Source organism: Terriglobia bacterium (genome assembly GCA_020073085.1).
GTDB lineage: Bacteria > Acidobacteriota > Terriglobia > JAIQFV01 > JAIQFV01 > JAIQFV01.
Map to the genome: position 1 here is coordinate 23,768 of JAIQFV010000013.1, position 19,853 is coordinate 43,620.

Below are 19,853 nucleotides of genomic sequence, written 5' to 3' on the forward strand. Positions count from 1 at the left end.
GCCGGAATTTAAGGTTTCATTCTCCTGCGATGCTCTGTGCGATCCAGGACTGGGCCATCTGGGTGAGCAGGTCTTCAATCTTCGGCGCGACCATCCGATAAATAACTGCCGCCAACAGCCCGAGCATCAACAAAAGTAACACGTACTCAAAGATCGCTTGTCCGCCCGCGCTGCGTCGCCGGGTCCTCCAGAGTCTGCTGAGACGTGTCTGCATCCACGACAGGCAATAACGAAATTCCATGCAGCCGGGCAGGGCCATCGCTCACACCTCAATCTTTACAATCTGCATCATCATCCAGTAACCCATGCTCACCAAACCAGCCACGAGGAGGATTACAATCCAGCCGAGCGCCGTCGTGTACAGTGGTTTCACAAACTCGGGATCCATCATATAGAACATGAACACGACCGCCAGGGGCATGAGGGCAATCGCCCGCCCCTGAAACATCCCCTGGGCCGTCAGCGCCTTGATCTTGTTTTCCACCTTCTTGCGTTCCTGAATGGTATGGGAGATGACGTCGAAAATCTCCGTCAAATTTCCTCCGGTCTCCCGGATGGTCACCAGGGAAGTGATGACCATCTTCAAGTCTTCAATCGGCAGACGATTGGCCATATTCAACAGGGCATCATCGAGCAGCACCCCGAGCCGGGTCTCCTTCACGACGATGGAAAATTCCTCCGCAATCGGAGGTTTGATTTCCTTCACGACCAGGTCCACGGCCTGGGGCAGACTCAGGCCGGAGCGCAGCGCGCTGGCCATCAAGGTCAGGGTGTCGACCAATTGGGCGTCAATCCGATCGAACCGGCGTTTGCGAAGATACTTCACCACCGTGCGCGGAATCAAATAGCCGGCCACGAGGCCCACCAGGGGAAGCATGATGGAGGTGTAATCAATCATCACACCCAGCGCCGCTAACCCGAGCATGGAGCCGATTAAAATCTGTCGGCACCGCCTCGGGGAGACGGTCTTGCGCTGCTCCGAAAATTCATTGGACATCCACTGACTGTACTTATCCACGTTCGCATTGAAGCGCTCCGCCAGTGGAGGGTAAAGTTGATAACCAATGAAGCCGACCAGAATCCCGAAGATCAGCACCACCAGCCATCTGAATATCAGGAAAAATAGGTTCACAGCGTTTTCTCTCCTTCTCCTCCCAGGCGTGAGGTCAGATCAGGCCGTCTGGATCAGGAATATCTCCCTGGGAATGGTGATGCCCCGCTGCTGCAACTTCTCGACAAACCTGGGCACGATTCCCGTGGGCACGAACTGCCCCAGCACTTTTCCCTCGGGGGACATTCCGGTTTGCTTGAAGATGAAAATATCGGACATCGTAAAGACACTGCCTTCCTGTCCGGTCACCTCGGAAATGTGGGTGATTTTACGGCTGCCGTCCGCGAGGCGCGACTGCTGCACGACAATCTGGATGGCCGAAGCGATTTGATCGCGGATGGCTTTGGACGGCAGGTCCAGTCCCGCCATCAGGCTCATGGTCTCCAGCCGCGAGAGGGCGTCGCGCGGCGTATTGGCGTGGACGGTCGTGAGCGATCCGTCATGGCCCGTGTTCATCGCCTGGAGCATGTCCAGGGCCTCGCCTCCGCGGCATTCGCCCACCACAATGCGGTCCGGCCGCATACGCAAACAGTTTCGCACCAGATCGCGGATCGTGATCGCTCCCTCTCCCTCGATGTTCGCCGGTCGGGATTCCAGACGGACCACGTGGTCCTGGGGCAACTGCAGTTCCGCCGAGTCTTCCACGGTCACAATGCGCTCATCCGCGGGAATAAAGGAGGAAAGAATATTGAGCAACGTCGTTTTTCCAGAGCCCGTGCCGCCCGAGATGACCACGTTTTGGCGCGCCCGGACCGCCGCGGCCAGCAACTGAGACATCTGATTCGTCAGCGTGTTGTACTGGACGAGGTCTTCGACCTTCAAGCGCTTTTTGGGGAATTTGCGGATCGTCAGACATGGCCCGCCCAGCGCCAGGGGTGGAATGATGGCATTGACGCGGGACCCGTCGGAAAGGCGGGCATCCACCATGGGCGATTTTTCATCAATGCGTCGGCCCAGCGGGGCCACAATGCGCTCGATCACCCCGCGCAATTGTTCGTTGGTCAGAAACCGTGACTTGCTCAGCTCGATCTTGCCCCTGCGCTCCACATAGATCTGGTCGATGCGATTGACCATGATTTCCGTGATGTCCGGGTCGGCCAGCATCCCTTCGAGAGCGCCCAGCCCGAGGGCTTCGTCAAAGATCTCCTTTACCAGCTCCTTGCGCTGTTCGCGGGTCGCCGTCAATCCTTTTAGCTCTTCATCCAGCAGGGCGACTATCTTCATTTCAGCGCGCTGCCGGACCTCCTGGACCTTGGTGGGATCCTGGCTCACGAGGTCCGACTTCACAATTTTCAGCTCGTCCACCAGCCGTTTGTGAATGCGCAGTTTCAGGTCGAGGAACTTCTCTTCCGTGGTACGCTCGCCACTGATCGGGACCACCACCCCGCCGGCGGCGGCAGGCACCGGTCCCGCGGAAGCGCGAAACTCGGGCGCGGGCGCACCCCGCTGTTGCCGCGCCATGGCCCCCAGTCGGCGGAAGTCGGTCCGCAATTGCTGGTGAAGCATCTGGCTGGTGGCGTCGATGGCGCGCGTAATCGCATGCCGCGCGTCCATGAGCACGAGCGGCGTGGCCATCGACATGGACAACGAAATCGCATCTCCGTCCTCAGGAATCTGCACGCTGAGGGGAAAGTTCAAACTGCGTTCCATGACCTCCGGACTCACCAGGGCCTTCGCCGTCACTCGATTTGCGACGACCCGGAAGATTTCGCGGGCAAAATGCAGCGACTGGAGGTATTCCAGCTTGCGTTTCGCGCGCGTCACTGAAAGCATGTCGGGAGTCACCAGCAGGGCAATGACGTCCGAGTTGTCGAAGATTTCCAGGTTGGTGGAATCCAGATCCGTGGAGGTGTCCACCACCACGTAGTTATACCCCCCTCGGACCAGGTTCATAATGCGATTGATATGGCCTTCGTTGATAAGCTTGCTTTGGAAGGATTCGTTAATCGCCACTAAGACATCGATGCCCGAGGAGTGGTGAGTGAAATAGCCCTTCACCAGGGCAGGCTGCAACCGGCCCAGCAAGGGGATGAGGTCGGCGATGGCCTTGGGTTTGTCGACGCCGAGCAATTGGGCCACATCGCCGGGCAGCGGTAGGCCCATGTCGAGCAACAAGACTTTTCCCTTGCTCTCGCGCATGAGGCTGATGGCCAGGTTGACGGCGAACAGCGTTTTGCCGCAAGCGCCCTTGCCCGAATGGACGGTGATAATATGTCCCGCGGATTCCGCGCTCAATGTCCCCTCTCCTCCGCTCAATGGCCCGCTGGAGTGCGCAACAACTCCGATCTCCACGACCTCCGGCCGGGGGTCAGAGTTCCGGATTCACTACTTCTTTTTCTTCGTTTTCTTGGTCTTGTCGTCTTTCTTGGTGTTGACGTCGGGAGTGCCCATTTCCTTGTCCGTCGCCGTCAGATCCTGGTATTGATCGAAATTCTTCTGGGTCTGCCCGGCTGCGTTTTGACCTGCCTCGGCCGCGCTCCTGACGAGGCGAGGCGTCGCAAACATTACCAGGTCAGTCTCATCCTTCCGAAACGCTGAAGACTTAAACAAATTTCCCAGGGCCGGAAGGTTCCCCAATGCCGGGATCTTGTCCACCTGGAGGCTGTCCTCGTTCTGAACGAGCCCGCCCAGAACAATGGTTTCTCCTTCATGAACGAACAGTTTCGTGTCCACCTGGTTCTTCACAATGCCCGGGGGACTGTCCGCCGTCCCCTGTCCGCTCAGACGGCTGGCCTCGATGGAGATCGCCATGGAAATGTTGTTCAGCTGGTCGACTTGGGGGAGAAAGTCCAGCTTCAACCCGAATTCCTTATACTGGACGGAGAACTGACCCAGCCCCTGGGCCACACGGATCGGAATCTCCCCTCCCACGAACAGGTGTCCTTTTTCTCCGCTGCGGGTGATGATGGTGGGATTCGAGAGAATACGTCCCTTGCTTGTCGACGTGATCGCCTGCAACTGCGGGAGGCTGATGGTGCCCGTAATCGGGCTGAGGGCCGCTCCTCCTTTCGACTTGAAACTCAAGGGGTTCAGCGAGACCGGAGTGCCCGACCATTGCACCCCCAGATTCCGCAGATAGGCCCGGTCGACTTCCATGATCTTTACATCCAGCTGCACGGTGCGGATTGAAGAGGCCTGTTGCTCGTCCATCAGTCGTTGCGTTTCCTTGGACATTTTCACCAGGTTCAGAACGTCCTTGCGACCCGCGACGACTTTGTTGATCCGATCCATGTCGTCCTGGGTCAAGACCTCCCCATCGATGACCACCTGGGACCCGACCGCGCGAAACTTAATGCCTTCAATGGTTCCAATGATCTGCTGTAATTCCTGCATGGTTTGTTTCACATTGGTCGGGTTTATATAGATCTGGATTTCATCCCGCATGGCCCCTTGTTGGTCCCACAGGATGAGCTTGGTGATGCCCACGGCTCGGCCAATCATCAAGACCTGGGTGCGTTCCTTGATGATCTCGATCTGGCACACCTTGGAATCGCCTATGGATATGTTGCCGATCTTATAATTCATCGTGAGGGTCTTCTGGTCTCCCACAAACAGGGTTTGGTCTTCAGCCCACGTGGTCTGAATTCCGGCCAGCAGGAGCAGTACGCCCAGCAATCCCAGGGCTGGCCCGAAATAATGACGATTTTCTTCCTTCCAAGTTGTCTTTTTCACCTTACTACCCACCTTTCTTTTGAGCGGGCAATGCGCCTCATTCACTGATTTCGCGTGCCGCTCATTCCCGGGTTCCTCGACTTCTGAGATCACTGTCCACGAATCTCGCGCCAGGCGGCAGCATGCCTCGGAACGACAGGCATATCCACCTTCAGCACAGTAATGGCCGTGGAATTCTTCAACTCGACCACCGTGTCCTTCTCCAGATAGGAGCGCAAGACGAGCGTGAGGTCGCCAATATTCTGCGCCAGTATCAGGTCCTGCGCGTTTTCCGGGGTCATGGCGAAAGTCACTGAAGTATAGGCCACGCCGGTCGTATCCGCCTTGCCCGGGTTCCCCGTCTGGCCGTATTGCTCGAGCCGCTGTTTCGCCTGGGTCCGTTCCTGACCCGAAAGATTGAATGCCTCTCCGGTGTCTCGCCCCGTCGCCAGGACGAGGACATTCTGGAAAAGTGTCATCGCCTGGGACTGCTGGTTGGCAGCAATGGACATGGGGTTGGCCATGGCGTTTGCAGGAAACGAGCCGAATTTAACCAGGGCCACGATGTCGACGTAGTTTCCCGGCTGGACCAGCGTAGCCACACCGTTGATATCGTTGACTGCAACGGTCACCGCCCGTTTCCCGCGCGGGACCTTGAAGGCCAGGCCGGTACCCCTTCCATAAGAACTCAACTGCGTGCCGGAAATCTGCGAGCCTTTCAAGACAGGGACCGTTGAGACCTGTCCGATCACCAGTCTCAGATCCGAGAGGGGTCCGGGCTGGAGATACTTTTGTGGGATTTTCGCCAGCTTGACCTGGCTCTCATCGATCGGCGTGTTTGCCAGGATATCGTCCGTGGCAACCACTGCATCCCGGGGAGTGGCGAGTTCGAGCAAGGCGGCCTCCCTGGTGTTGAGGTACACGGCAACGAGAATCACGGCGACCACCGCCAGAAGCAACGACATCAAAACCCGTGGTTTGATTTTCATCAAAGGCCTCTCTTAGAGTTTCATTATCAAATTATTCACTGAGATCATCGGACATTCACCAAGAACCACCCATTCTCGAAGCAAAGAAACTCCGCCCACGATGCTTCTCTCTTTCACGGACTGCATGTCGCAGTCAATCCCCACGGGGCTACCCCGCCCAGGATCGTCGTTGGACAATATCCTCCGCCGGGCTGCGGTCCCGCCTGGGCGCCGACGCAACTGATATGGGGGAACTTTGGTTCGGAAAAGGGATCGTGCATAATTGCTCGCATCTGCATCTGCATTGTGGTGACTGGGTTCCCGTCGCCGTCATGTCCTATGACGCAATCACACGATCCCGTGCAAGGAGTTCCTTGGCCTTGTGCGTTGTTACTGGCATCACGGAAAGTGGTCCCAAAATCCGGCAACGCGCCGCCCCCGGTCCCCCGGCTCAAATGAAAGTTCCGGCTCACCCGCATGGAAACGCCGGAGAGGCTGCCCTTAAAGAAGGGGATGAGCGGAATCGTCTTATTGTCCCCGCCGCTCATCCCATTGGTCAAGGTCAGGGGCTTCTCGAGATCGGAGGAACTCAGGGTAAACGAATTATCCTTCTTGTTCTGATCCCGTGACTCCTTAAACGCGTCGTAGTACGCGTTGGCGGTCATCTGAAAAAAGGTGTTGTGGACGATGAACAACTGGTAGATGGCGGCAATGATCATGAACATCAGGAACATGACAAAGAGGGTTTCCATGGTCGACTGGCCCGCCTTCGACGCCCAGGAACGCGGTCGAGAAGTACCTCGCTTAGCCCTGCGGGTTATGGCTGCTCTGTTGGTGAGACTGAACATCCATTCCTCCACACATCTCGAATGCCCTGACGGGCAAGCGTGCATTCCCCTACTCTATCTGCTGAATTCCAATCCTTCCGTCACGAATCGGTCCGCCAATAGCTTTCCTCGAGAGCTCGCCTGCCTTGGATCGGTCGACCGCTGCAAACTCGAACACAAGTTCGTTGCCTGCTCTTTTCCGGCGTCCTCCGGGGGGACATCCAAGGCCCCGGGTAGAGCCGGGCCGGGTTCGTCGCTGTGTCAATGAACCAGCGGGTGCCAGAACGGGATGTTCGTGCTAAATTCACCCCCTACCACACAGGTCGTGGCAGCGCCAAAATCCGTGATGGCTAATTGCCCGTAGGTGATGGTCGTCGCGAGATAACCCATGTAGTTTGTGAAGTGGTCCTTCATGGGCAACATCCGCGTCGAATACCCGTTGCTGTGAGCGTCGCCTTCCGGATCTAATTCGCCGTTGGTGGGTTTTGCCAGGGCCACCGCAGTCATCGCGGGAAGCCTGAAAACGCTGGGCAGAACGGGCGCGCCCGTTTCGCTGACATGCGCCCACCAGAAGAAATTAACCGTTTCATGGCCTTTCTTGGCCTTGTACCAAACGGTGCTGAGGTCGATGGCGCCGTGCGTCGTAAATGTCCAGGGGGGCGTGTAGCCAATATAATAGGTGTTTTCGCCCTCCATTTTAGACACTTTGTCCTTCTCGATCAGCTCGGCGGCCGCGTAAAGCACGGGGTTGCTGACATAGTCCACCGACTCTTTCGGGAAGAGTTCTTTGACGTTGTAGTTGGTTACCTCGATCGCCGCCGACGCCGCGTTCTCATTCCCCAACTGGTCCTTGATCTCGAACAATCCCTTGTAGATCGGGTTCCCGACCTCCCACAGGATATCGGAGATGTCGGCCAGGGGCTCTAAAGTCAGGGTCCAGTACGAGGACAAGAGTGCGGCGGGGATGAATACAAAGTTGTGCTCGTAGTCATTTAAATCGGAAAGGCCATTGAGCTCGGAGGCCTGTTTGGAAGCGCCCGTCCAGGCGCCGGCGTCGGCGACCATCTGGAGCTTGACCCGGCGGTTAATCGCTTCCCCCAAATTGACCACGAATGCCAGGAACAAAAAGAGCGTCCAGAAGGCAGCAATAAAGAATATCGTGGTTTGTCCCCGCTCATTCTGAAGGCGTTTCTTCGCGGGTTGCATCGTGAAAATCCTCCCCACACGGTTCAAAAACTGGTTCTCGAATCGATTTCAATCGGCGCGGTCAGCCTTAGTAGTTGGGCTTGTTGTCTCCCTTTTCGTCGTTTTCCTTAATGGATTCCTGTCTCATGGGCATGCGGGCGATGATCTTGATTCCAGAAGAAGAGGCCCCCGACAGGAGCCTCGGGACGCGCAAGCTCGTCTTGTAGGTCACCTCGATACAAGCATCTTTGTTGTCTCCCCCGCCGCCACTTCCGCTGATGCCGTGACAGGATCCTTTGTTGACATCAACCCCATCAATGTCGCCCAGAATATCGGTATTCCACTTCATCGCCCGCAATACATCCTTGGCAGCGTCTTTGGCCTTGTCCATGTCATCGCCGTTGTCCACGTTCACGGACCAGGCACGGGCGGCCGCAAAGGCGGCGTAATTGGTCAGCAGCTTCGTACTGGCCACCATGGAGATGATCACCAGGGCATAAAGCAGGAAGAAAAAGATCACAAAGTTGAGGATGAATTCCAGGAGTACCTGGCCCTTTTCGTTTCTTCTTCTTCGGGACGCGCCTGTCCGGACGCCTTCTTTTGGGAGATTGGTCATTTTTTACAGAACCACGGCATTGATTATGCGCTACCCCATAGCGCTGTCGTACGCCCTGAGGGGAAATCCCTGCATCGGCGGCCAGGCTTGACGAGCTTCTGAAACAGAGGCGCGCTGCCTATCAAGTCCAACGTACACCTACACTCTTGATGGCATCCAGGCCTTCGATGAGGGGCAAACATTCGACAACGGGCCGTCAGTTTCCTTGGACCGTGGAAACGTTCGTGATGGCGGCCTGAATGTTCTTAATGAGGTTGCTCACCAGGTTCTTGAACGTCGGAGAAAGGAACATGGCGATGGCAATCAACAGGCTTACCATGATGACCACGATCACCAGATATTCCAAGGTGGTCTGCCCGCGCTCTTCCCGGAGTTTTCGGCGGAGTGCCGATGCTCCAAACAATCCCTTCCAGGACCACTTCACCGCTGCTTCACTCAAATGCAACAGCTTGACGAACATTCTGTCCTCCTTGACTGATTGGGTTCGCCTACCCTGAAGACAAGGCGAACGGTGTTAAGGGTTGACCGGTTCCTCAAAAAAGAGCCATGGAATAAGGCAAATTCCCGGTGTGAAGTGGCGGGAACTTGATGCGCCCTGCTCGCAGGGAACATCTCGCATGCCTCCGAAGAATCGTGCCGCTACCACTCCGTGAACAACCACGTGTTTCGAACAGTCCCCCGTCAAAGGCTGGCTGAAGTCGTATAAACGGAGATAACCGCCTTGATAATCAGCCCAACGACCTGGATCCAACGGGGAACCACAAATACAAAAAGAGCGATCGTAATTCCGCCCACCAGGATAAGGAGGGAGAGATACTCAAATAAGGTCTGCCCACGGGTCTCTCGAAGCTTAAGCCTTCGTTTCATTGGAGCTTTATCGAGAACAAAGCCTCTAAAGAATCTTAAGGTACCGTCCGTGCAAGGGATTTTGCGACGGTGCCGAATGCGCCGGCCAGCACCTTCCCAAACTTCATGAAAACATAAAGGACAAACACAAAAAATATCAGCAACAGGACGTACTCAAGTAAAGCCTGGCCTTTTGAAGTGTGTCGTTTTTGAAGTAGCGAGAAACGGAGTCTCTTGCTCATCTTCTGGCAGTAAGCGACAAAGTAGTAGGAAGGATGATCAATATACGATTTCTTAACATCTCGGAGTATGTCAAAAATGAATTGTCGTGTCAAGCACCGGTCTGCTGACCTGTCCGGCCCTTTTGACAAATATCACGCAGGTGGAGTCGAGGAATCGTCGCTGCCAGTCGGAATCTGCATCCAGCACATAGCGCAAAGCGAAGTGGGGAGGGATCATGACCCATTGAATCTGATAGCGAGCGAAGACTTCCTTCCAATTGCCATGGCCGCGACTGCCCTGGGGGGTGCTGAACAATTCAACGTAATTTCGCGTGAATGTCTCCCCATAAAAATCAATCCGTCCATCCACAAATACCCTGATATCCGGATAGAAATTGTAAATGAGGTATCCCCCCAGGGTTAATTCGTTGAAGACGTTTCCTGCGGGTCGATCGCTCTTGAGATACTGCAGGGCCGCCGTCGGATAGTCCTCGCCGGAGAATTGAAAATTCATCATCGGCCGGCCTCCCAGGATTCCATGGTGAGCTACGATCCAGATGAAAACGAGTAGGAGGGTTGAAGAAAGAATGGGAATCTTGACGTGTCGCTCTATCGCGACCACCCTTTCAAGGCGATTGAACATCCGCTCCAACCGGTCTCGAAGCCGAGGGACCTGAGCCAGCCACTCCCCCAACGGTGGCTTCAGTCCCTCGAGCAAGCGGGCATAAATGGGAGCACAGATCAAAAGCATGATGGGGATATTCCGTAAGGATACAAGGCCAAGGGCAACCCACGCGCTCAGCAAAAAGCACTCCTCCGACCGAAGACGATAATGTGAATACCTTATCAGGAATAAGAGTGAAACCACCGCCAGCAGAAAAGGCTGGAAGACCGCTATTTGAAAATGTGGGGAAGACAGTTCGTTTTGAGAGAAGACGAGGTCGTGGACCATCCTCAGATACCTAAATAGGTAGGGGTAGATGGTGTACCCGTAAGGGTTGACCAGGGAAGCCGCAAATGTGGCGGCTGCCAAGACTCCCGTGTGTTTCAGCTTTGAAGTCACCGCCGGCCGCCGCCCTGCTGATGAGAAAATGTATTCCAGCAATGCGCTGCACCAGAAGATCAATACCAGGATCAGCCCTGCGACAAACCCAGGGTGCATGTTCACCCAGAGGACCATCAGCAACGGCAGGGGCCACAGCCTCTGGGCCGGGATTTTCCCCTGCAGAAACGGATCCAGAAAAAAGACAAACAGAACGGAGAACAAGTACGACATGACGAGGGGCCGGGCCGTCCAGTGAAATTTGCTTCCCAGGAGGACGAATAAAAGCAGGGCGAACGAGAGGGTGAAAGAGAAACCTTCCCGCCGGAGATGTTTGTACAAGAGGGTGTAGCTTCCGGCGAGCATCAGGACCACAAAGAACGCGACGCCATTCAAGCCGAAGCGGCGGTCCAGGGCGCCAAAGATGATCTCCGTGCCCCACTGCCAGGCGACCCATCTTGTGTCGGGCATGGAAAAGGAAAAAGGGTCTTGATGCGGAATCTGATGGGTGTTCAGAATAAACTGTCCCGTGCGGATATGCCACCCCGGATCTCCATCCCGGAAGAGGTATAAGCTTGGCCGCCCGAAAAGCATGATGCACACCAGGGTCATGAAGCACACCTGTGCCGTCGAAGGGAGCAGCCAACGCAGGAACCGCCATCGATCTTTTGCAGCGTCGTGATCGCCGGAAGGAGGAGGCTGAGGATCTTTCATAATGGAAGATAGGATCGTCCCATCCAAAGTGGTCGGAAGAGATAATGAATTCCCATTCGAGGTTGATGAACAGGGGCTTTCATTCGAACCGCGCGTGACCGGAGTCCTGAGATTCGCCGACGCTATCCCATCTCCTGACGAATGAAGATCACGCAATTCTCATCGAGGAAGACGCGCTTCCAGTCCGGGTCTGAATCCAGCACACAGCGCAATGCGAACTCTGGCCGAATCATCACCCACTGGATATGGTAGCGGTCAAACACCTCCTTCCAGTTCTCTTTCCCGTTCACCGCGTTGGGGGTGTTGATGAGGTCAACATATTGCTGGGTGAAGGCCTCGCCATACAGGTCTGTCCGGCCGTCCACAAACACCTTGATGTTCGGGTAGAAGTTGTAGATCAAATATCCCCCCATCGTCCACTCGTTAAAGACATGTCCTGGCGGCCGGTGGGTCTTCAGAAACTCAACAGCGGCCGCCGGATATCCCCGCTCCTCGAGAAAACGGAAGTCCATGAGCCGTTGGCCCCCCCAGTACCCGTGATGAACGACAATCCAGATCAGGATGAGAACACAGGCGGACGAGGAAAGGTGTCGATTGAACTGGCGTTCCAACGAGACCGCCAACTCGAACCGGCGGATAAACCGGTCGCCTCCAGCTCTGATCTTCGGCACCCTTGACAGGCCTTCTGCCAGGGGCTGCTTGAGACCCAGCAGCATGCGGGCATAAATGGGGGCGCAGATCAAGAACATCACCGGGATATTTCTCAGGGAAACCAGTCCCAGAGCGATCCAGATGGTCAGATTGAGCACCTCATCCACTCGGAGCTGGTAGCGGGAATAGCGGGTCAGGAAGATGAGTGCTATGACTGCGAGAAGAAAGGGTTGAAAAATCGCCAGTTGAAAAATGGGGGAAGTCAATTCGTTCATCATATGGAGGTGGTGAACGGTTTTGAAATACTCGTACAGATAAATGTAGAGTTTATATCCATTGGGATTGAAGAGGGTGGCGGCAACGGTCAGGGCGGCCACTCGACCGGTGCTGACTATCTTGAAACGCAACGCGGGCCGCTGCATGCTCTGCGCGAAGATATATTCGATCACCGAGCCCAGGAAAAATGTTACAACCAGCGTTACTCCAGCAATGAAGCCGGGATGCAGGTTCACCCACAAAACCATCATTACGGGCAGAATCCACATCCGCCGTGGAGCGATTTTTCCCTGGGCGAAGCGGTCCAGGAAATAAAAGAACGGGATGACGAAGAGATAGGAGACCACGTGCGGCCGGGCAGCCCAATGAAAACTGCTGCCGAGAATGACAAATAGAAGGAGGGGAAAGGAAAGGAGAAATGAAAATCCTTCATCCCGGAGCAGTTTATAGAGGAGGGTGTAGGACGAGGCCAGAACCAGAACAATAAAGAGGACCACGCCGTTCAACCCATAACGCCCATGGAGCGCGGCAAAGATCGTCTCCGTTCCCCACTCGTAGGCCACCCACCAGGCATGAGGCATGGAAAACGAAAAGACATCGGAATGGGGGATCCTGTGAGTTTCCAGGATGTGCTGTCCGGCGCGGATGTGCCAGCCGGGATCGCCGTCCAGAAAGTAGTACTGGCTGACCCGCGAAAACAGCATGATCAGGAGCAGAGTAATGAAACAGACCTCGGCCGTCGAGGGGAGGATCCAACGCAACCATCCGGCGGGCGCCTTGGCAGGGGGAGAGGTATCAGCCAGAGATATGTGAGCCTCATTCATAGGGATCAGGCCGGAGTCTTCAACTCCCCGATTGCGGGGACGGATTTGCCCCATTCGACGGCGGGACGTCAATATCGGATTGCCGGGTCTACTCCTCCGGTTGATTCGCCCTGGGTCATCGCGTTCATTTTAGCATTTCCTTTCGCCTGAAAATCGCGCAGTGCTCGTCCAGCAGCAAACGCTCCCATTCCTGATCGGCATCCAGGACCAGCCGCAAGGGGAGATTCGGGCGGATGAAGACCCATTGAATTTGGTATCGGTTGAATACCTCGCGCCAATTCCCGGTTCTGTTTTCAATCTGTGGAGTATTAATCACATTTAGATAGAGTCGCGCAAAATCCGCCCCGTAAAAATCCAGCCGTCCATCGGCAAACACCCGGATGTCCGGATAAAAGTCATAGAGGAGATACCCTCCCATGGCCCATTCATTAAACACATGTCCCGAGGGCCGGTGAGTCCGGAGATAGTTCATCCCGGCGGCCGGATAATCGGATTCGTCGGTGTAGCGAAAATGAAGGATCTCCCGGTCTCCCCAGTGCCCCTGGTGCGCCACACTCCAGACCAGGACCAGGAGGACGCCCACAAGGAGAACGTGGCGGTTGAAGAATTGCTCCATCGAAATCGCCCGCTCAAGGCGGCGGCAGAAAGTCTGGATGCGCGCCTGAAGCCGTGGCGCTCGCGAAATCCATTCCTGAAAAGGTGAATTCAACCCCCTCAGCAGGCGCGCATAAATGGGAGCACAGATGAACATCGTTACGGGGATATTCCGAAGCGAAATCAAGCCAAGCGCAATCCAGACACTCAGGGTAAAGGTCTCCTCCAACCGGAGCCGGTAGCGAGTGTACCTCACGAGGAAAATCAAAAGGAGAATGGACGCCAGGTAGGGCTGGAAGACGGACATCTGGAAGATGGGGGAAAGGAGTTCGCTGACCGGGAGAAGGGTGTGAACCGTGCTAAAAAATCGAACCAGATAAATATAGATTCCGAATCCATAGGGATTGACCAGCGAGGCCAGCCAGGTGGCGGCAGCGATCACACTGATTTGGCGGAGTCGTGCTCGCTGGGACGCACGCTGCTCCGCTCTGGAAAAGGTGTAACGCAGCGCGGCGCTAATGAGAAAAGTGAAGAGGAGGATTTCCCCGGCGATGAAACCGGGGTGCAGGTTCACCCAGAAGATCATCAGTATCGGGAGGAACCACAGTCGTCGGGCCGGAGTCGAACCTTGAGAGAACCGATCGAGAATGAAGATGAACAGCACCACAAACAGATAGGACACCACCTGCGGCCGCGCCGCCCAATGAAAACGGCTCCCCAGGATGACGCAGAGGAGGGTGAGAAATGAAAGAGTAAAGGAAAACCCCTCGCGCCGGAGCAGCCGATAGAGCAGGGCATAGCTTGCTGCCAGGATGAATACAACAAGAACAATAATGCCGTTCAGACCAAAATGACGGTCCAGAGCGGCGAAGATCACCTCTGTTCCCCACTCGTACGCGACCCACCAGGCATGGGGCATACTAAATGAAAAGATGTCCTGATGGGGGATGCGGTGGGTGTCCAGGATGTACTGGCCGGCGCGGATGTGCCAGCCGCGATCGCCGTCATAAAGAAAGTATGGATCCGTGCGCCCGAACAGGAGAATCAGAACCAGTGTGAGAAAACAGATCTCAGCCGTCGAGGGGAGAAGCCACTGCAGCCAACCGGCAGGCTTCTTTGAAAAGGCAGGAAGAGGAGCCGTGGAAACTTGTAGGTCATTCATATCCATCGAACTCGAAAGGAGGTCTTCGGATGAGCCGCGGAGTGTCGGCACAATCGTTCCGGAGCCTGTGGAACTGGTCTCGCACGGAATACGGTTCCGGCGATTTGTCTTCAACCGTCATGACATGTCCTCCGGTTTCTTTCTGACAAAAATCACGCAGTGGTCATCTAGGAAGCGGCGTTCCCAAGCGGGATCGGCGTCCAATGCAAGACGTAAGGCAAAGGTCGGCGGAATCATTACCCATTGGATCTGGTAGCGATCGAATACTTCCTTCCAGTCGTCTTTCGCGGTTTCACCCTCAGGGGTATTGATGAGCTTGACGTACTGGCGTGTGAATGCCTCTCCGTAGAAATCCAGGCGTCCGTCGGAAAAGACTTTCATGTTCGGATAGAAGTTATAAATGAGATACCCCCCCATCGTCCACTCGTTAAAGACGTTTCCCGAGGGAGGGTGCGCTTGAAGGTACTGCAGGGCGGCCGCCGGATAACCCCATTCCTCGAGGAAATGGAAATCCATGACTCGCTTTCCACCCCAGTATCCCTGGTGGGCTACAACCCAGAGCATCATGAAGGCAAGCCCCAACGAAAGCAAATGGCGGCGGAAATGCTGCTCCATCGATATAACGAGTTCGAGGCGGTGAAACAATCGATGCAAAGTGGGCCGTATTTTCGGCAATTGGGAAAGCCATTCAGTAAAGGGATCCTTCAGCCCTTGGATGAGGCGGGCATAGAGGGGGGCGCAGACCAAAAGCATCACCGGGATGTTCCTTAGGGAAACCAAACCCAAGGCAACCCAGATGACCAAGGTGAGCCCCTCATCCACCCGAAGCTGGTACCGGGAGTACCGCAACAGGAAGATGAGCGCGATCACAGCCGCGAGGAAGGGCTGATAAACCGCTATCTGAAACATGGGGGAAGAAAGCTCATTATGGCTGAGGGCTATGTTGTGAACGGTCTTAGAATACTCAAACAGGTAAACGTAGAGCCGGTAGCCGTATGGGTTCAAAAGAGAAGCTGCAATGGTTGCAATGGCAATTCCCCCGATTTGACGAATTCTGAGGTTGATAGCTGAACGCGCTTCAGCGAGGGAGAAGGCAAGCCCGAGCACGTTGCCAACTAGAAATGTCAAGATCAATAAGACCCCTGCCAGGAAACCAGGATGCAGGTTTACCCACAGGATCATCAGGAGCGGCAGGGCCCAGAGCCGCTTGACCGGAATGGTTGCCCGCATGTACCGGTCGAGGCGGGAATAGAAGAGGGTGACGAACAAGTAGGACAACATGAACGGTCGTGCCGCCCATTGAAATTCGCTTCCGAGGATCACAAACAAAAGAAGAGGAAATGAGAGGCAGAATGAGAATCCTTCACTTCTTAAAGACTTGTAGAGGAGGGTATAAGTTGTAGCCAAGACAAAGACCACAAAGAGGGCGATGCCGTTGAAGCCGAGGTATCGATCGAGGGCGGCAAAGATGACTTGAGTGCCCCACTCATAGGCGACCCACCAGGCGTGGGGCATCGAGAAGGAAAAGATATCGTGATGAGGGATGCTCAAGGTCTTAATGATGTACTGACCCGTTCGAATATTCCACCCGGGATCGCCGTCTCGAAACAAAAATTGACTCAGGTGGCCGAAGAGCATCAGAAAGATCAGCGTCCAGAATAACACCTCAGAACTGGTGGGGAAGGTCCACTGGAGCCAGCGGGAAAGAGTTTTTGCTCTGCCGGTCTTAGGCGGATCGGCTAAGATGGAAACCTTCATGGACATCGACCGTCCCCCATCAGCTCATTCTAGGCCAGTCGGTGGTTCGGTTCATGCGATCGCATTCTCATGGGTCCGCCTTCATCGTACGACCTACGTCGCAGTTCTTGGTTTCAAGAACAGGAAGCGCAACTCACGAACGGTTTGCCGCTCTGGGCTCAGTGTTCGACGGGCAGCATCCGGTGGCTCTCAGCTCTCCTTCCGGATCGGGGTATCTCTTATTCAACGGGTCAGGAACTGAAGCGATTTTTTCAGAAGGTTCTCAAAGGTCTGCTCGTTGCCCTCGTTGTGCAGCACCTCGCGAACGGCCTTGTCCGCCAGGGCCGCCGGATATCCCAGGTTCACCAGGGCGGAGATGGCGTCGTCCTTGACGGGGTGGACGTGGGCCGGCCATTCTTCAGGCGGCGCCTGACTGGGAGGCGCCAGCGTGCTCAGCTTGTCTCGAAGCTCGAGCACCAGTCGCTCCGCGGTTTTCTTTCCCACCCCGGGGATATGAGTGAGCCGGACAATATTGCCATGCTGAATCGACGGCACCAGTTCGTTGACGCTCATCCCGGAAAGGATCGCAATCCCCAGTTTCGGACCAATCCCGGACACGCTGATGAGTTTTTCGAAGACCTGTTTCTCAGTCCGGGTCAGGAATCCAAACAGGGCGATCGTCTCCTCGCGAACATGAGTATGAATATGCAGGGAGATCGGGGCGCTGTCGTCAGGCAGCTCGTAGAAAGTGGAGAGAGGGATCGTTACGTCGTACCCGACTCCCCCGACATCGAGGGTCAGTTGATTGGGCTGTTTACTGAGGATCTTCCCGGTGAGGTGGGCAATCATGAGATGATCGTTTGACCGCGAGCATTGACCCCGTTCTTGTCCCCCCGAGCAGTGGACGGGCGGTTGCGTGTCGAAGAGGGCGGAGGGAAGGCGTTTTCAGGGCTCGAACAAGGACAGGGAGGATCGTGCCTGCCCATCGGCCGGGCTATTCAGAGAGGTCAATCTGATCGATGATCCCGACGACGGTCATATCGATGGGAGAACCCGGCCGGCCGGCAGCGGTCATCGCACTCCATCCTTCCTGCACCACAAGAACCCGTTCCCCAATTCCCGCATCCACCGCATCCAGCGCCAGGACCACTTCCCCCCGGTCCGTGCCGTCCAGGTTGAGGGGCTGCACCATGAGGACCTTTCGCCCCTCATGGCTGTGCGACTTCTGGGTAGCGATGACGTCCCCGATTACCCGGCCGACGATCATGAGCAACTCCCGCGAATTCGTCGTGTGGCGCGATCCGCCTCGACAGATCGCTTTACAGATACTGGATACTCTTCTCAGGTGTTTCGATGCGATCCACAATCGCAATCACGGTGCATTCGGTCGGCACATCGCGGGGGAAGGCCAGCGAGGCTTCCTTACCCCGGCACCAATAGACCACCTCGCCAAACCCCGCCCCGATGGAATCCACCGCCACCAGGGGACGGCCGCGGTCCTTCCCTTCCCGGGTGATCGGTTGCAGCACGAGGAGCTTCAAGCCCTCCATGGAGGGATTCTTGACGGTACAAACCACATTTCCAATGACTCGTGCGAGCTGCATCCTGGCTTCAATCCCGACTGAATCATTCAACCCGGCAGAAGGGCTCCATCGAGGCCACCGTGCGCGCTGACTCACGCGCTCGGATCAATCCGTGGAGTACCTTGGGTTGGAAAGGGAGCCTGCAGGATCAGGGTTGCCGCGATGACCCTGCTCAATGTATTTCCACCTGGTCAACGATTCCGATGATCGCAGAATCAACAGGGCAGTCCTTGCACCCGGAAGCATTGCGCGCAGAACTTCCCGCCACGATCAGCACCTTTTCTTTGAATCCTGCCTGCACGGTGTCGACCGAAACCACAAAGTTGCCCTCATCCTTGCCGGTCGCGGCATCGATGGGTTTAACAATCAGCAGCTTCTTGCCTTCCAGTCGCGGGTCCTTGCGGGTGGCGACGATGGTACCGACTACACGTCCCAGGAGCATGAATTCCTCTCGTCTCGCCCGTATGCCGGCGAGTTGACGAAACCCCGGGGGGTGCCGCGGGGAAAAGGCCTGAGGTCCAGGCAGTGCGTGTTCGACGCAAGGCCGCCACCCCGTCCAGCCGCCTCCCGAGTCGGAAAGACGATCTACTTGGCCGCCTTGCCGATGGGCAGAACGTCTTCCAGGTTCGAGTGTGGGCGCGGAATGACGTGCACGCTGATCAGTTCCCCCACGCGCCGTGCGGCAGCAGCGCCCGCGTCGGTGGCGGCCTTCACCGCAGCCACATCGCCCCGCACAATAGCGGTGACGTAGCCCGAGCCAATTTTTTCCCATCCCACCAGCGTGACTTTTGCGGCCTTGACCATGGCGTCACTGGCTTCGATCATGGCAACGAGCCCCCGTGTTTCAATCATTCCCAATGCTTCACCCATGAACTCCTCCTAAAATTTTCCCGACGAATGTCTCTGTTTGGAATAGTGGTGCGCCTGAATCCTTACTTGCGTTGTGCGAGAACCTGCTGGATCAGGTCGATGAGTTCCGATTTGGTAACGGAGATGATTTCTCTTTCGCTCCCGGCCTCGGAAGGGCTGGCTGTCTCAGCGACCACCGGGCATCCGGGAACGAACTGCGTTGGTGATTGGATACCGTAGACAGAACCTCGTCGCGCGAAAAGTTTATCTACTTCCTCGCGTGAAAGCAAGTTTTCACGCCCCAATATTTTCACGACCAGGTTGATGCGGGCAAAATGTTCCACCGTTTCCGTCCTGAAATAGGCCTCATTGAGCGAGGCGCCATAACAGACCACCCCGTGGTTCGCCATGAGGATGGCATCGTAACTGGGGATCAGCGGCTCCAGGGGTTTCGTAATATCCTCGGTGGCGGGAGTCCCATAGGCCGCCAGGGGGACACAGCCGAGCGACAGGATGATCTCGGAGCATAATGCCCGGTCGAGTGCCATCCCTGCGGCAGCGAACCCGGTGGCGACCGGCGGATGACAGTGCACAACGGCATGAATGTCCGGCCGCAGGCGGTAAATCAGCAGATGCATGGGGAGTTCGGTGGACGGCTTGCCCTTGCCCGAGATCTTGTGGCCCCGCAGGTCGGTCCTGACGATCTCGTCGATTTCCATGAAGCCCTTGGAGCGCCCCGAAGGCGTGGCGATTATCTCCTCGGCGTTAAACCGCACGGAAATGTTCCCATCGCTGGCGGCCACATACCCCTTCTCCCACACCCGGCGCCCGATCTCGAGGATCGCCCGAGCCGCTTCTGTTTCAGTCTTGAACTCGAATTGCGTCATGGAAAACCTGGGTCAGTCCCTCGTTGCCTCAGGGGCAGCCAGCCCGGTCGCCCTGCTTGGGGAACCTCCGGATCATGTTTTTGAAATACTGCGCCGGTTACTTAAAGCC

The 19,853-nt window shown here is 56.1% G+C and carries 21 protein-coding genes; all 21 read right to left on the minus strand.

What is annotated here, in order from left to right; all coding sequences use genetic code 11:
- Window positions 1–16: 16 nt before the first annotated feature.
- Complete coding sequence (locus tag LAO21_14145; GenBank protein ID MBZ5553860.1) at window positions 17–214, minus strand: hypothetical protein; 198 nt, start codon at window positions 212–214, stop codon at window positions 17–19.
- A gap of 48 nt (window positions 215–262) precedes the next feature.
- Window positions 263–1,132 (minus strand): type II secretion system F family protein, encoded by an 870-nt coding sequence (locus LAO21_14150; protein MBZ5553861.1) that lies wholly within the window; start codon window positions 1,130–1,132, stop codon window positions 263–265.
- 39 nt (window positions 1,133–1,171) lie between these two features.
- Window positions 1,172–2,761, minus strand: a complete 1,590-nt coding sequence (locus LAO21_14155; protein ID MBZ5553862.1) for a CpaF family protein — start codon at window positions 2,759–2,761, stop codon at window positions 1,172–1,174.
- A 675-nt stretch (window positions 2,762–3,436) separates the two neighbouring features.
- The gene (locus tag LAO21_14160) at window positions 3,437–4,783 is read right to left on the minus strand and encodes a pilus assembly protein N-terminal domain-containing protein (GenBank protein MBZ5553863.1); all 1,347 of its coding nucleotides are present in this window, start codon (window positions 4,781–4,783) and stop codon (window positions 3,437–3,439) included.
- A gap of 89 nt (window positions 4,784–4,872) precedes the next feature.
- Window positions 4,873–5,751, minus strand: a complete 879-nt coding sequence (cpaB, locus tag LAO21_14165) for a Flp pilus assembly protein CpaB (GenBank protein MBZ5553864.1) — start codon at window positions 5,749–5,751, stop codon at window positions 4,873–4,875.
- Between the two features lie 113 nt (window positions 5,752–5,864).
- Entirely contained in the window at window positions 5,865–6,482 is a 618-nt protein-coding gene (locus LAO21_14170; GenBank protein ID MBZ5553865.1) for a hypothetical protein, read from the minus strand.
- 336 nt (window positions 6,483–6,818) lie between these two features.
- Entirely contained in the window at window positions 6,819–7,763 is a 945-nt protein-coding gene (locus tag LAO21_14175; protein MBZ5553866.1) for a Tad domain-containing protein, read from the minus strand.
- A gap of 67 nt (window positions 7,764–7,830) precedes the next feature.
- Window positions 7,831–8,358, minus strand: a complete 528-nt coding sequence (locus LAO21_14180) for a hypothetical protein (protein ID MBZ5553867.1) — start codon at window positions 8,356–8,358, stop codon at window positions 7,831–7,833.
- A 196-nt stretch (window positions 8,359–8,554) separates the two neighbouring features.
- Complete coding sequence (locus tag LAO21_14185) at window positions 8,555–8,818, minus strand: hypothetical protein (protein ID MBZ5553868.1); 264 nt, start codon at window positions 8,816–8,818, stop codon at window positions 8,555–8,557.
- 221 nt (window positions 8,819–9,039) lie between these two features.
- A complete protein-coding gene (locus LAO21_14190) occupies window positions 9,040–9,225 on the minus strand; it encodes a hypothetical protein (GenBank protein MBZ5553869.1) in 186 nt (61 codons plus the stop codon).
- A gap of 35 nt (window positions 9,226–9,260) precedes the next feature.
- Complete coding sequence (locus tag LAO21_14195) at window positions 9,261–9,539, minus strand: hypothetical protein (protein MBZ5553870.1); 279 nt, start codon at window positions 9,537–9,539, stop codon at window positions 9,261–9,263.
- Window positions 9,517–11,181 (minus strand): hypothetical protein, encoded by a 1,665-nt coding sequence (locus LAO21_14200; GenBank protein MBZ5553871.1) that lies wholly within the window; start codon window positions 11,179–11,181, stop codon window positions 9,517–9,519. Before LAO21_14200 ends, LAO21_14195 begins: the two co-directional genes overlap by 23 nt.
- 122 nt (window positions 11,182–11,303) lie before the next feature.
- Window positions 11,304–12,932, minus strand: coding sequence for a hypothetical protein (locus tag LAO21_14205; protein ID MBZ5553872.1), 1,629 nt, complete (start codon window positions 12,930–12,932; stop codon window positions 11,304–11,306).
- A 124-nt stretch (window positions 12,933–13,056) separates the two neighbouring features.
- A complete protein-coding gene (locus LAO21_14210; protein ID MBZ5553873.1) occupies window positions 13,057–14,688 on the minus strand; it encodes a hypothetical protein in 1,632 nt (543 codons plus the stop codon).
- 117 nt (window positions 14,689–14,805) lie between these two features.
- A complete protein-coding gene (locus tag LAO21_14215; protein ID MBZ5553874.1) occupies window positions 14,806–16,452 on the minus strand; it encodes a hypothetical protein in 1,647 nt (548 codons plus the stop codon).
- Window positions 16,453–16,668: 216 nt separating this feature from the next.
- A complete protein-coding gene (ruvA, locus tag LAO21_14220; protein MBZ5553875.1) occupies window positions 16,669–17,274 on the minus strand; it encodes a Holliday junction branch migration protein RuvA in 606 nt (201 codons plus the stop codon).
- Between the two features lie 145 nt (window positions 17,275–17,419).
- Complete coding sequence (locus tag LAO21_14225; protein MBZ5553876.1) at window positions 17,420–17,692, minus strand: EutN/CcmL family microcompartment protein; 273 nt, start codon at window positions 17,690–17,692, stop codon at window positions 17,420–17,422.
- A 52-nt stretch (window positions 17,693–17,744) separates the two neighbouring features.
- A complete protein-coding gene (locus LAO21_14230; GenBank protein MBZ5553877.1) occupies window positions 17,745–18,029 on the minus strand; it encodes a EutN/CcmL family microcompartment protein in 285 nt (94 codons plus the stop codon).
- Between the two features lie 151 nt (window positions 18,030–18,180).
- Window positions 18,181–18,450: a EutN/CcmL family microcompartment protein gene (locus tag LAO21_14235; GenBank protein ID MBZ5553878.1), complete on the minus strand. Its 270-nt coding sequence runs from the start codon at window positions 18,448–18,450 to the stop codon at window positions 18,181–18,183.
- A 143-nt stretch (window positions 18,451–18,593) separates the two neighbouring features.
- Complete coding sequence (eutM, locus tag LAO21_14240; GenBank protein MBZ5553879.1) at window positions 18,594–18,878, minus strand: ethanolamine utilization microcompartment protein EutM; 285 nt, start codon at window positions 18,876–18,878, stop codon at window positions 18,594–18,596.
- Window positions 18,879–18,940: 62 nt separating this feature from the next.
- Window positions 18,941–19,744, minus strand: coding sequence for a class II aldolase/adducin family protein (locus LAO21_14245; GenBank protein MBZ5553880.1), 804 nt, complete (start codon window positions 19,742–19,744; stop codon window positions 18,941–18,943).
- Window positions 19,745–19,853: the final 109 nt, after the last annotated feature.

Excerpts from the sequence above, each read along its gene's own strand:
- LAO21_14215 (MBZ5553874.1), bottom strand. The coding sequence starts at position 16,452 with ATGTCCATGAAGGTTTCCATCTTAGCCGATCCGCCTAAGACCGGCAGA.
- LAO21_14185 (MBZ5553868.1), bottom strand. The coding sequence starts at position 8,818 with ATGTTCGTCAAGCTGTTGCATTTGAGTGAAGCAGCGGTGAAGTGGTCC.
- LAO21_14190 (MBZ5553869.1), bottom strand. The coding sequence starts at position 9,225 with ATGAAACGAAGGCTTAAGCTTCGAGAGACCCGTGGGCAGACCTTATTT.
- LAO21_14230 (MBZ5553877.1), bottom strand. The coding sequence starts at position 18,029 with ATGCAGCTCGCACGAGTCATTGGAAATGTGGTTTGTACCGTCAAGAAT.
- LAO21_14200 (MBZ5553871.1), bottom strand. The coding sequence starts at position 11,181 with ATGAAAGATCCTCAGCCTCCTCCTTCCGGCGATCACGACGCTGCAAAA.
- LAO21_14175 (MBZ5553866.1), bottom strand. The coding sequence starts at position 7,763 with ATGCAACCCGCGAAGAAACGCCTTCAGAATGAGCGGGGACAAACCACG.
- LAO21_14170 (MBZ5553865.1), bottom strand. The coding sequence starts at position 6,482 with ATGGAAACCCTCTTTGTCATGTTCCTGATGTTCATGATCATTGCCGCC.
- cpaB (MBZ5553864.1), bottom strand. The coding sequence starts at position 5,751 with ATGAAAATCAAACCACGGGTTTTGATGTCGTTGCTTCTGGCGGTGGTC.
- LAO21_14180 (MBZ5553867.1), bottom strand. The coding sequence starts at position 8,358 with ATGACCAATCTCCCAAAAGAAGGCGTCCGGACAGGCGCGTCCCGAAGA.
- LAO21_14225 (MBZ5553876.1), bottom strand. The coding sequence starts at position 17,692 with ATGATCGTCGGCCGGGTAATCGGGGACGTCATCGCTACCCAGAAGTCG.
- LAO21_14245 (MBZ5553880.1), bottom strand. The coding sequence starts at position 19,744 with ATGACGCAATTCGAGTTCAAGACTGAAACAGAAGCGGCTCGGGCGATC.
- ruvA (MBZ5553875.1), bottom strand. The coding sequence starts at position 17,274 with ATGATTGCCCACCTCACCGGGAAGATCCTCAGTAAACAGCCCAATCAA.
- LAO21_14155 (MBZ5553862.1), bottom strand. The coding sequence starts at position 2,761 with ATGGAACGCAGTTTGAACTTTCCCCTCAGCGTGCAGATTCCTGAGGAC.
- LAO21_14235 (MBZ5553878.1), bottom strand. The coding sequence starts at position 18,450 with ATGCTCCTGGGACGTGTAGTCGGTACCATCGTCGCCACCCGCAAGGAC.
- LAO21_14145 (MBZ5553860.1), bottom strand. The coding sequence starts at position 214 with ATGCAGACACGTCTCAGCAGACTCTGGAGGACCCGGCGACGCAGCGCG.
- eutM (MBZ5553879.1), bottom strand. The coding sequence starts at position 18,878 with ATGGGTGAAGCATTGGGAATGATTGAAACACGGGGGCTCGTTGCCATG.
- LAO21_14205 (MBZ5553872.1), bottom strand. The coding sequence starts at position 12,932 with ATGAATGAGGCTCACATATCTCTGGCTGATACCTCTCCCCCTGCCAAG.
- LAO21_14210 (MBZ5553873.1), bottom strand. The coding sequence starts at position 14,688 with ATGAATGACCTACAAGTTTCCACGGCTCCTCTTCCTGCCTTTTCAAAG.